The organism is Flavobacterium rivuli WB 3.3-2 = DSM 21788 (assembly GCF_000378485.1).
GTDB classification, from domain to species: domain Bacteria; phylum Bacteroidota; class Bacteroidia; order Flavobacteriales; family Flavobacteriaceae; genus Flavobacterium; species Flavobacterium rivuli.
In genome coordinates, this window is the sequence record NZ_KB899984.1 from 1 (window position 1) to 12,807 (window position 12,807).

Below are 12,807 nucleotides of genomic sequence, written 5' to 3' on the forward strand. Positions count from 1 at the left end.
ACAGCTTTAGCTGCTACCGAATTATTAGCAACAGGTACATATTATGTATCTCAAACGGTTAATACTTGTGAGAGTACAAGGGTTGCAGTAAGTGTTACTATTAACACTACTCCGGCTCCAACAGCTGAAGCTACACAAACGGTTAGTGTAACCGCTGCCGAAGATGCTACAATAGAAGATATTGTTACTTTAACAGGTGAGAATATTGTATGGTATGCATCACAGGAAAATGTTGTGTCTGGCACACCTCTTACTGCGGGAACCGTACTTACTAATGGCGCAACATATTATGCTACACAAACTGTAAACGGCTGTACAAGCCAGGAAACACTTGCTGTGACTATTAGCGTGGTATTAGGTGTGAAACCGGTTACTAAAGATGTATTTAAATTTTACCCTAACCCGGTTGATACTGAGTTAACGATAGAATCGTCTAACCTTATTTCTAACATTGAGGTGTATGACCTTCACGGTAAACTTGTACTCAATGTACAGTGGAACAAAACAAGCGGTAAGCTTAATATGTCTACCCTACAGGCTGCAAGTTATACGGTAAGGGTTACAACCGGTAATGCTGTTAAGGAACTTAAGATCCTTAAAAAATAACAATTAAATATTTTTTGCAAAAAAGCTGCCCACGGGCAGCTCTTTTTGTTTATAGAAATACAGATAGGTTTTAGTCATTAGCTACATACCTTTAAAAGGGAAGTGTTTGCGTGAGGGATAGAGCGAAAGCCCACAGTAACGGTTGAGGTACGAAGCCGGTGCGAGGATTTGCAGCGAAAGCCCGACTCGTAACGCAATGAAGCGGCACGCCCAAAATAACAAAGCAAAAACCCCATAACTATAAGTAAGCTATGGGGTTTTGCATTAATAATTATTACACTATTTAAGTTCTATAATGGGCCAGCCGTTTGCATCCCATTTAAGTTCGGTTACTATAAGTTTAGAGGCACCTTTATCGGGTATAGAATAACCGTGGGCAACAAAGAGGTCTTTTCCGTCTACATTATATACAGAGTTATGTCCCAGTGCGGCCCACTTTTTACCATCGCCAACGGCAAAATCGGTACCGTTTCCGTCCATCATAGAAAAACCTGCTTTGTCAAGGTAAGGCCCTGTTACAGATTTTGACCTGCCCACCACCACATGATAGTTACTGTTAACACCGCGGCAGCACATATCGAAAGAAGCAAACAGGTAATAATAATCGCCATGCTTATACACAAAGGCCCCTTCTATCTGGCTGTCTTCGAGCCCGTAATTATACAGTTTCTGAGTGCTTGGGCGGCGGGCGATAGTATGCCACTCTTCGGGCCATTTTAATTTCATCATATCACTGGTCATTTTCACGGCTTTTATACCATCCCAAAACGACCCGAAAATAAACCATGGCGTGCCCTTTTCGTCTACTATAATATTAGGGTCTATTGCCTGCCAAAGGTCACGGTTTAAAACCGATTGCACTATTTTGCCGTGATCTGTCCATTTAAATTTAGGGCTGGCAGGGTTAAGTGTGGGCGTAGATGCATGGCCAATTGCAGCGTCTGGCTTGCCGGGAGTAGCATTACAGGCATAAAATATATGGTAATTGCCTTTGTAGAAAATAATATCGGGTGCCCATATATCTCCATTAAATGTGGGCAGGGCCTCTTTTGTCCATGCCGGCAATTTGTCGAAAACAGGTTTGCCCTGCGCCCAGTTCTTTAAATCTTTAGAGTACATGGTGCTGATGCCTTTACCCGTACCAAAAACGTAATACGTATCGCCCTCTTTTGCCATTACGGGGTCGTGCACTCCCGGATTTTTAGAATTAAAGGGTAACGTTGCGTCCTGTTCCTGTATGGGTGGTACATCCTGGGCAGTGGCAATACCGCTAATGGTTATCATGCAGCATGCAAGTAGTGTTTTTATCATAAATATGTTTTTATAGTATTAACTAAAATTAGTATTTATTTTTTACTATCGATAAAAAATTAGTGTAGAATTTACACATATTATAAAAACAAAAAAGCCCCGGCGATAACCGGAGCTTTTATAGAGGATGAATTTCCTGAAAGCACAACATTTAGAATCAGGAATACATGCTGTTTTTAGGTAATTTATCGTTATTGCAAAGTATTATTTAATTACAATTTTGCGGGTTTCTTTACGGTTGCCATCCTGAACGGTAACAAGGTAAACACCCTGCTGTACATTTTGCAGGTTTACAATACCCGAAAAAATTCCTGAATTTGCATAATTACTATTATATACTACCCTGCCGCTTATATCATTTACAAGGATATTTATCTTGTTTTGCGAGTCAGAATTAAACTGTACCGTAAAGGCACCGGTATTTGGGTTAGGGAAAATAGCAAAATCTTTAAGCCCGAAGCTCTCTGTGCCCAATGCCGTAGCCGTTTGTGTACACACGATAACCGACCACGAATTTAAAGCACCTGTATCCTGGCTTTGAGAATCTTTTACCCTTAACCTCCAGTTACCATTTGCAGTAACCCCGGCATAGGCAGAAAGATCTCCCTGAGGCGCGTATGTACCTGTTGTAGGGCTTGCACATACCACAGAGCCACTACCGTTGCTAAACGTAATATTAAAATTTTCGTTATTGCTGCACTGCTGGTTCCATAAGTTTACGGTAGTTCCCGCAGGGTTTACAACATTAATAGTTAAATCGCTAAGATAGGTGTGTGTAACATCTACCTGTACTTTAACACTTGATACCGTTACACCGGGCGCAGAAATGGCTAATGTTTGCGATGTAAATGACGAAGCACCATCTGGTATGCTAAGGCCTGTACTGTTTGTATAGGTAGTACAATCGTTAATAACAGAATAGCCAATGGCAAATTCTTTTTGATTAAGGGCATAGAAAATATTATCTATTGCCTGTACCATTACACGACAGTGAACACCGTCTGCCCCTGCCGGAACATTTATAATCTCGCTGCCATCGTTCGCGGTTGTTGCCGCAAGCACGGTAGGAAAAGTAAGTCCGCCATCTGTAGATAACAGTATGCTTACATTGGCAACATTAATGTTGTTTGCTGTAGTACCGGCTACATTCCAGGTTATGGTTTGCTGGCTTCCTGCCGTCCACGACTCTGTTTCGCTGTTTTGAGAAGTTACAATAAAAGGCCCCGCTGCGCTTTTAACAATAATATTTACATCGTCGGTTTTGGTCTGTCCTCCCGCAGCTATATTATCCCTGCCGGTAAGTGTAAAGTGAAGCGTTCTGGCTACATTAGGAACGGTTTCCCATGTAGTAGTAAGAGAATTTGCTACTACGCTGCTAAAAGCAGGAAAATACCTGGTTGTAGATGTACCGGGAGCTACAGAACGAAATAAAGGACCCGACGTTTTAGTAGGCAATGCAAAACTGCTATCGCCGGATGAAGCATTGCTTGCACTGTCATTTTGTTCCCAGGTGTATGTTACACCTGCAGGGTTAACCTCTGCGCCCACTGCTTTTAGCACAAACGCCGTACCTTTAGGTATACTGTAATTAGATCCTGCATTTACAACAATAGCAGCGTTATTAAGAGGTGAATCTACAGGACATGTTTTATCGGCAAGGTTAAGCTGTACCTGGTGTACACTTGCATACGTAAAGTAATCGTCAGAATGCGCCTGTACGTCATAAGCATCGGTTATACCGGCATAGCCCATAATACTGCTGCCGCTACCCGGCTCTGTTTGCACACCGCTCTGCTCATATTCAAAAGAGAAAGTATGGTTTGCACCAAGCTGGTGGCCCATTTCATGGGCTACATAGTCTATATCAAAAGTATCACCTTCGGGTACACCGTTAGAGGGAGATGTTATACCGCTGCCCTTTGCACCGTCTTCGCACACACAGCCTACACAGCCTGCGTTACCGCCGCCGCCTGTAGCGCCAAAAAGGTGGCCTATATCATAAGCACCTTCTCCTACAGTAGCCGTAAGATTAGCCTGTAGCTCGCTGTTCCAGTTGTCCATACTGCTGGCGTTAGAGTAAGGATCGGTAGATGCGCTTGTGTAAATTAGGCTGGCTTCATCATCTATAAGTATAAGGTTTACAGCAAAATCTACTTCATAAACGCCATTAACACGGCTCATGGTAGCATTCATAGCGGCAAGGGCTCCTGCCACCGTACGGCCATGATATACAGTATATTCTCCCGTACATGAAAGTGCAAGCCTTAATGTTTTAAACGTAAGCGATTCTGATAGTGCTGCCCTGTTTGCCTGCGCTGCGGCTCTTTGTACACTGCGGTCGTCTGCAGTTGTACAATTAAATGGCAGTTGCCCTTTGGCACGTGTTGCACCAGAGTTAAATACGGCATATACCTCGCCATTAGCAGTGTATGGCTCTATAAATTCTGTTTGTTTATCTGCCCTTAGCACCATTGTTTGTATGCCTTTTGGCGATATACTTATCCTTAAATGCGCTGTAGGGTCTTCTACTCCATTACCCACATAAGAGCGTATATAAGGAAATTGTGCCTGCAATACCGAAGAAAAGTTTGAGGCTTCCAGCACAACAAAATGTTCTGCAACGCCATTTATATTAGGCAGCGTAATTACTATACCCTTACCCCCGGAGTTTTTTTGCGGAGCTGTGGCAAGTATCGTTTTTAGCTCATCGGTATTGATAGTAACAAAACTAACATTGCTTTTTGCAATGGCAAAAGTTTGTTTTATCTCTCCCATGGTGGCAGCTTTATCTGCATTAACGGGGGTCCAGCTTTTTACAGACTGGGCATAACCGGCTGTAAGGCTAAGTACAGCAGTAATGCATAAAAGGAAATGTTTTTTCATTATAGTATTCAGTTTAGGTAAGGCGGTAAAGATATCACGCAATGCCGTTTTGTTAACCTGCATTTAACTGGCGTTTACCTACAAAAACGCACACTAAACCGTTAAAGCATAAGAATATGCTTTCTGAACAAGCCATAAAACTGAACTATTCTGAACATTTATTATAAGGCTACTACATTATTTTTAAGTGGTATTCCTTATTTAATAACCCGGATCTAAAACCCAAATATAAAGGCGATACAAAATGTACCGCCCTTACTAACTTACCGTATTAATGAAAAATGCGCATTAAACTCTTTGTCTGTTGCTCCTTCCCTGTAAAACAATGTGAACCAATAATCTGTAGCCGGTAACGGGTGGCCGTTAAGCGTGCCATCCCATCCTGTTCCCGATGGTTTTACAGAAGTTATCAATTTACCATACCTGTCAAAAATATAGATCATGGCATTGGGCTGGTTCCTAAGGTCGCGAATGTTCCAGTACTCATTAGTACTGTCGCCATTAGGTGTAAAATATTTTGGATAATCTATAACTACAACCTGCACTGTATATACTGCACCACAACCGCCGGCATCTTTTACGTGTACAAGGTGCGTTCCCCGCTCTACATTATAAAAATAATTACTTTGCTGCTCCGGGCCATTATCCATCCAGTATACAAGGTTACTGCCTCCTGTGGCCTGTGCAAAAATGGTCGCGTTGTTAGAAAAGTACCCTGTAACTACCTGCGCTGTAAAATTTTCCGGCCCGTTAGAAAGAGAGACAACAGTGGTTGCCGTTCCCGGAGGGCAGCCGGAAGCATTACTAACCTCAACAGTATAATTGCCCGTCTGACTTACCGATATAGCAGGATCCGTGTTGTTAAGCAATTGTCCGTTCCTGTACCATTTAAACGTATATAAAGCAGCCGAAAGCCCTGTGTCTATCACCGCCGGAGAAAGTATGTTACCATTAGCATCATAACAAATAGTATATTTGCCCTGAAGGTTTACCGCCATTGCAGGGAGTATGGTAAGTTGTAATTTGGCAATTGTAAAACATCCCGTGGTATTTTCTACCCTTATAAAAATAGTTTGCAGGTTGGGCATAAGGGTAAAGCCTGCAGGGTTTTGTAAAGCATTTACATTATTTTCCGCATTAGTATCGCTTGTAAAATAACCTGTTATGCGTGTACCTGTTTCACCATTTAAAATTTCCTGTTCATAAACAGTTAGGTTATATAAATTGCTATTGTCCTGGCATATTGTTTTTTGAAGAATTAATACCGGCTCCGGGCTTTTAGCTATCTCTATTTGCAGGTTTACGTAAGTTTTGCATCCTCCGGCATCGGTAACTTCGGCAATTATGGTTTGCGTGTAGGCAATTGTATTCCTGAAATTATCTGGCGTAGCAATTGCAGTACCGTTGGCAAGGTTGGTATTATTAAGGTAATAACTTACCGTAAGACCGGTATTCTGACCAATGATCTCTGCCGTTTTACCGGTAAGGTTTAATATTTTAAAACCGTCTGGTACAGTATCGTCACATTCGCTTAAAGGTGTGGGTGCAGTAATTTGCAAGGCACATTCGGTATCAATATCGGTACATTGGGTACATACAGGATCCGGGTCTGGCTGGTTGCCTGTAACAGCAACTGTATTTATTAAATTTCCTGTAAAGCTTTGCGGAACAGCAACCGTAACCTGATATGTTACTGTAGCCCCTACTGCAATACTTGCTACAACATTGTTAAGGCTGCCTGTGCCTGTAGCACCATTGCCCGACCAGGACATTGTTGTTATTCCTGCCGGAAGCGGGTCGCTTACCGATACGTTTGTGGCAGTACCCGGCCCATTATTAGTAACAGAAATAGTATATACCGTATTTGTTCCCGGTACATAAACTGTTTGGTTATTTGTTTTTACCACTAAGAGGTCGGCGGCAAAAATAATTGGGGTTATGGTAGCATCGTTTATTGTTGGGGTATGTGTATCATCAGATACTGCGGTTAACGTAGCACCCAGATCATTTTGAACAGAAACAAATGCCTGGTTAACAACCCTTCCTGCCAGCGCATCCTGCATAGTAATTGTGTGCAATGCTGTAATATTTACAACTTCTCCCGAAGCTACAGATGCTATGGTTGCAGGGCTAATACTTCCTGCATCGGCATTTGTATCGCTTACAACAATGTTAGTAAGTGTTGTTTGCCCAACATTAAAGAACTGAAGGTTATATCTTATTACATCGCCTACATTATAATACTGGTCGTACTCCGGCCTTTTTGATAGTGTAAAATTAGTGATTTGCGCTGTTGCCTGCGCCGTATTATTTGCCGTATTGGTATCTGTATTAGTGCCTGTTATGGCAGCTATATTTACAAAATTACCCGTTGCATTAATTGTTGCAGTAACCGTTAAGGTTTGCGAAGTTGTGGCATTTAAATTGCCTATTGCCCATACTCCTGTGGCAGCGGTATAAGTACCTGCCGATGTTGTTGCCGAAACAAACTGGTAGCCCGACGGCAGTAAGTCTGAAACCTGTACATTAGTATCGTTAACCGACCCAACGTTTGATGCTGTAATTTGAAAAACGGCCTGATTACCGGTTATAGAGATTACGGATTTTTCAACCTTTAAGTCGCTGCAAGGGTTTACAGTAATAAACACAGGAGCCGATGGCGCTGTTATGCCACAATCCCTGCTTGCAACCACGGTATAGTTACCGGTTTGTGTGGCTACGTAAGTTGGGGCATCTGCTCCCGCAATGGCAACCCCTTCAAGATACCATTGGTAGGGAGCAAGCCCTATAGTTGTTGATAGTGTTACGGTACAAGTATCTGATGATGTTACTTCGGCAGGAGGCTCAGGGGTATCGCTGAAAGCGGAGAAAAATCCCGACATAGAAAAACCGTCGCCCTGCTGTATGATGCTTGTTGTTAAACGTGCGTTAGATGTTATACCAATAACCGTTGGGCTGCCAATATCAAGATCGGTAAAGCGCAGCATATAAAAACCGGTACTGCCTATAGGCGTTCTGGAAACTCCGGTAACGGTTTCTAAATTTAACCCGTTAATAAAAACCGGCTCTGTGGCACTTTCTAAAATGGTATAGCCAAAGTAAGGAAGGTCGGTACTGTTGTAACTGATAAATTTACGGGTAATAATGTTTGTAGAACCGGCACAACCACCAATAGGCAATACGGTAGAAACATCGGTCTCGCAGTTAACTGCCGTAGCCGAATATACCACAACAGGCTTTAAGGCATTTACAAATGTAGATGAGTACATGGTTTGCGCATCGCCATGATGAATAGTTATATAACTACCGGCAGTTGCAAGCACCTGTGTAGATGTGTTAATCTCGTTACCATCGGCATCATAATTAATTATGGTTATGCTTGTATTATCTTCAGATGCTATAATGGTACTTTGCTCCGGGTTATTGGCATCTGTTCCGGGTGTACCGTTACCCCTAACCAGCATGTACTGCATACCCAGCTTGTTAACGGGGGCTATTTGGTCTACAGTGGCATCTTCTCCGTTACCGTTGCAGGACTGCGGGGTATCGCCATAAGTGCCTGTATTGGCAACAACCGGTTTATCTGATGTTAATAGTGAACCCATAGCTGCTGTAAAAAGGCGGCTTTGCCCTGCATTTAAAATTGCCATTACAGTGCCGTTAAGCCTTACTATGGTACCGTTCTCTATTGCCATTACAGAGTAAACCGGTGCACCGCTGGAAATACCTGTATAACTGCTGCGGTAATAGCCCAGCCTAAAGGCAAGCCCAATTCCCTCATTACCAAAACTTACTAACGATGCATTTCCTTTTATGTTTGATGTATTTGTACCCGGAGCGTCAGATGCTATGTTGCGCAGGTTTACCAACACGGGGGCAGAGGCCTCTACAATAAGGCCCCTGTCAGACGTTATGGTGTTAAGGGTGTTTGCAGGAACATTTACCGGATTACCCACAAACCTGTAAGATACCGGGTTTGCTGCCGTAACACTAAGCGTTGTTATAACCGTTCCGTTACTCTTTTTAAGGGTTACGCTAACGGTACCTGCCGAAGTTGTACTAATAACAACCTCGTTAGCATCGCTCCAGTATTGCCACGGCGACGGGGCTATATAGTGGTTTGTTGCATACTGTGCCGAAGCCGTAAAACTTAAAAACAGAACAAATAAAAGGGAAATAAAATTTTTCATTAGTAGATATTGTAGTAAAAAATGCAGACTGATAAATTATCGGCTTATATAAACCCAGCCTGTTTCGGGACTTTTTTCTTTAAAATGAATTACATAAAAATAAGTACCTGTTGGCAGTTCGTTACCGTCATCGGCTCTTCCGTCCCATTCCTTAACATAATTATTGCGTTCATAAACACATAGCCCGTAGCGGTTAAATATTTGCAGTTTTGCTATTGGCGGAAGCTTGCTAAGATCGAATACATCATTTTTAGTATCGTTATCGGGAGAGATACCCCTCGGAATAACATATTCATCACAATCAGGGTTTGGAGATACACATTTTTCATCAACATCTGTACATTCAGTGCAGGATGTATCAGGGTCTAAAGTAGTACTTGTTACTACGGCGGTATTAGTAAGGTTGCCCGTAAAATTATTAGGAACCGCAATAGTTACCGTATACGTTAGCGATGCGCCATTTGCCAATAGCGGCGTAGTTTCTAAAAGGGCTCCCGTGCCGGATGTACCTAAACTGCTTGTCCAGTTCATTACCATAATACCCTGCGGAAGGTTATCCTGTACCGTAACATTTTCGGCATCGTCCGGACCATTATTGGTTACTGTTATAGTATAAACAACATTACTCCCTGCCACATAATAATCCTTATTATCAGTCTTTACGGTAACAAGGTCGGCTGTAAAAATATATTGCCGGTCTGTATCGGTACATTGTGTACAGGTAGTATCAGGATCTAAAGTATCACTGGTAACAACAGCTGTATTAGTGAGGTTGCCTGTATAACTTTCAGGAACTGCAATGGTTACTATATAAGTCACTGCCGTACCATTTGCAAGCGTTGGTATAACATCTGAAAGTGCTCCCGTACCCGAAGCACCTAAACTGTTTGTCCAGTTCATTACCGTTATTCCCTGCGGAAGTGCATCCTGTACCCTTACATTAGCTGCGGAATCGGGTCCGTTATTAGTTACTGTAATACTGTATGACACATCATTCCCTGCAACATAAAAATCCTGATTATCGGTCTTTACAGTAACAAGGTTTGCTTTAGGGATGTATTGCTGATCTGTATCGGTACATTGTGTGCAGGTGGTATCAGGATCAAAAGTATCGCTGGTTACAACTGCGGTGTTGGTAAGGTTGCCTGTATAATTTTGCGGTACTGCAATGGTTACCGTATAGGTTATTGAGGCACCGTTTAAAAGTACCGGAATAATTTGTGACAGTTCACCGGTACCCGAAGCACCTAAACTGCTTGTCCAGTTCATAACCGTTATTCCCTGCGGAAGCGCGTCCTGAACATTAACATTAACTGCATTAGCAGGACCGTTGTTAGTTACTGTTATGGTGTAAACCACATTAGTGCCCGCCGTATAAAAATCCTGGTTATCGGTCTTTACCGTAACAAGATCGGCTTGCGAAACTATTGGGGTAATCGTGACATCATTAAGCGGCGCTGTAGATGGGTCATCTGAATTTGCCCTTATGAATACGTCGGGAAAACTCTCCCCTACTGCCGTTGCCTGGTTTACCACCCGGCCTGCTAAAACATCGGCGGCTGTTACCGTATGGCTGGCTGTGAGTGTTACGCTCTGCCCTACCGCAAGGGCATTAATAAATGATGGCGTTACAGAGCCGGCATCTGCATTAGCATCGGCTATATTAACATTATAAATAGCTACGTTACCTGTATTTGTAAGCACAAGGTTATACACTATAACATCGCCCGTATTGCTGTATACCGGCTGCTGAGGTGCTTTTGTAAAGGTCATGGCCCAGTTAGGGGCAACCTGTGCAGTATTGTTAAGCTGGTTAATATCAAGATTTGCCCCTGCAATGGTTGCTATATTAGTAATATTGCCTGTGCCGTTTAGCGTTGCAACAACCTGTAAGGTTACTTCCTGGCTTACGTTTAGTGTACCAATATCCCAAATACCGGTCCTGTTATTATACGTACCTGTACTTGCCGTTGCCGAAACAAAGGTGTAACCCGCCGGAAGTACATCGGTAACTTTTACCCCTGTATCCTGAAATGCACCTAAATTGGTTCCTGTTATGGTAAATGTTATAAAGCCGTTATTCACGCTGTTATCTATAACCTTTGTTACGCTAAGGTCGCTGCACACCTGCACAAACAATGGCGACGACTGGCTTGTTGTACCACAGTCCTGCGTGCCTGTTACTGTATAATTTCCTGAATTAAGCACGGTATGGCTTTGCCCTGTTGCTCCGGCAATAAGGTTTCCGTCAAGGTACCACTGGTAAGGCGCTAACCCGGGTGCTGTGGTTATTACCGTTTGGCAATCCTGTGCTGATTGAATTTCGGGGGTGGTTACCGTGGCATTAAAAGCCGAGAAAAAGCCCGACATGCTGAAACCGTTACCGGACTGCACAAAACTTACCGTCATTTTTGCAGCCGATGTAATGTGGTAATTTTCAGGATCACCCACCTGTGTATTTGTAAATGTAAGCAGATAGTAACCCGATGTTCCTATGGCTGTTCTTGTATTTCCTGTAAGGGCTTCAAGATCGGCACCGTTAAACAGAACAGGCTCTGTGGCACTTGCCATTATAATGTAGCCAAAGGCATCAAGGTCGTTACCGTTATAAGCGGTAAATTTTCGTGTAATTACATCGTTAGACCCTGTACAATCGCCCACCGGGATAACGGCCGACATGTCTACCTCGCAGGTATCAGCTGAGCCCGAGTAAATAATTACAGGCTTATCGGACGCTACAAAAGACGAGGAATACTGCGTTCGTGCATCGCCATGATGAAACGTGTACGACCCGCCTGCCGCTGCAATAGTTTGTGTACTGGTGCTTATCAGTGTGCCCTGTGCGGTATAGTTGCTAATTTCTACAACAGTGTTGGGCTGTGTGGCTATAATGGTACTTTGCTCAGGGTATACGGGCAATGTACCCACAGTACCGTTACCGCGTATAATAACGTAGTTTCTGCCTAAAGACTGTGTTGGTATTATTTGCGTACCCACGCCATCGGCACAGGAGCCGGGCGCATCAGAATATGCCCCTGCATTTGCAACAACAGGTTTATCTGATGATAATAACGACCCCATAGGTGCATTAAATAAATAACTCTGGCCCTCGTTTAGTGTTACAAGTACAGCATTGTTTAGCTGCACTACCGTATTATTTTGTGTAGCCATTACAGAAAATACCGGTGCATTGCCCGATAAGCCTGTGTAATTACTACGATAATACCCCAGCCTGAAAGAAGTTCCTTTACCCTGATCGCCAAAGCTTACCAAAGATGCATTTCCTTTTATAAAGTTACCGGCATCATCTGTAGCGGTACTGGCATCATCGCTGGCAATGTTCCTTACGTTTACGGCAATGGGCGCATCGCTGTTTACCCGTAAGCCCCTGTCGTTGTAAAGTACGTTAAGGTTGTTTCGCGGTGTTTGTATAGGCACCCCTTCAAACCGGTATACGGCGGGCAAATCTGCTGTTAAGGCAAGGGTAATAATCTCGGTACCGTCACTTTTTAGTATGGTTGCATTAACAATCCCGGGAGATAGTGTAGTTATTACAATTTCGTTAGCACTGCTCCAGTACTGCCACGGCGACGGTGCTATGTGGTGTTGTGTGGTATACTGTGCTTTTGTAGTTATAGAAAATAAAAGGGCAGAAATGGTAAATAAGAGTACTGCGAATTTTTTCATTGTGTGTTGTGGTTTGCCCTGATTTTAGCTGATTAAACCTTTTTGGGGCGATTGTCTATTTAAGGGATAAACCCCACAGGTACAAATGCACCTGTGAGGTTTAGCTTTTAGCCTATATGTATAAAGAGGA

At 43.1% G+C, this 12,807-nt stretch carries 5 protein-coding genes; 1 reads left to right on the forward strand and 4 read right to left on the reverse strand.

What is annotated here, in order from left to right; all coding sequences use genetic code 11:
* The coding region (locus F565_RS22140; protein WP_040474129.1) for a T9SS type A sorting domain-containing protein at positions 1-606 on the forward strand (606 nt) is incomplete at its 5' end.
* 279 nt (positions 607-885) lie between these two features.
* Here the strand turns inward: F565_RS22140 and F565_RS0120650 are convergent.
* The 4 genes from F565_RS0120650 to F565_RS22150 all read right to left on the reverse strand — a co-directional run bounded on the left by F565_RS0120650 (position 886) and on the right by F565_RS22150 (position 12,677).
* The gene (locus F565_RS0120650) at positions 886-1,917 is read right to left on the reverse strand and encodes an arabinan endo-1,5-alpha-L-arabinosidase (RefSeq protein ID WP_231559651.1); all 1,032 of its coding nucleotides are present in this window, start codon (positions 1,915-1,917) and stop codon (positions 886-888) included.
* 204 nt (positions 1,918-2,121) lie between these two features.
* On the reverse strand, positions 2,122-4,863 hold the full coding sequence (locus F565_RS0120655) for a zinc-dependent metalloprotease (RefSeq protein ID WP_020215153.1): 2,742 nt from the start codon (positions 4,861-4,863) through the stop codon (positions 2,122-2,124).
* A gap of 200 nt (positions 4,864-5,063) precedes the next feature.
* Positions 5,064-8,990: a T9SS type B sorting domain-containing protein gene (locus F565_RS22145; protein ID WP_020215154.1), complete on the reverse strand. Its 3,927-nt coding sequence runs from the start codon at positions 8,988-8,990 to the stop codon at positions 5,064-5,066.
* A gap of 36 nt (positions 8,991-9,026) precedes the next feature.
* A complete protein-coding gene (locus F565_RS22150; RefSeq protein WP_020215155.1) occupies positions 9,027-12,677 on the reverse strand; it encodes a DUF7507 domain-containing protein in 3,651 nt (1,216 codons plus the stop codon).
* Positions 12,678-12,807: the final 130 nt, after the last annotated feature.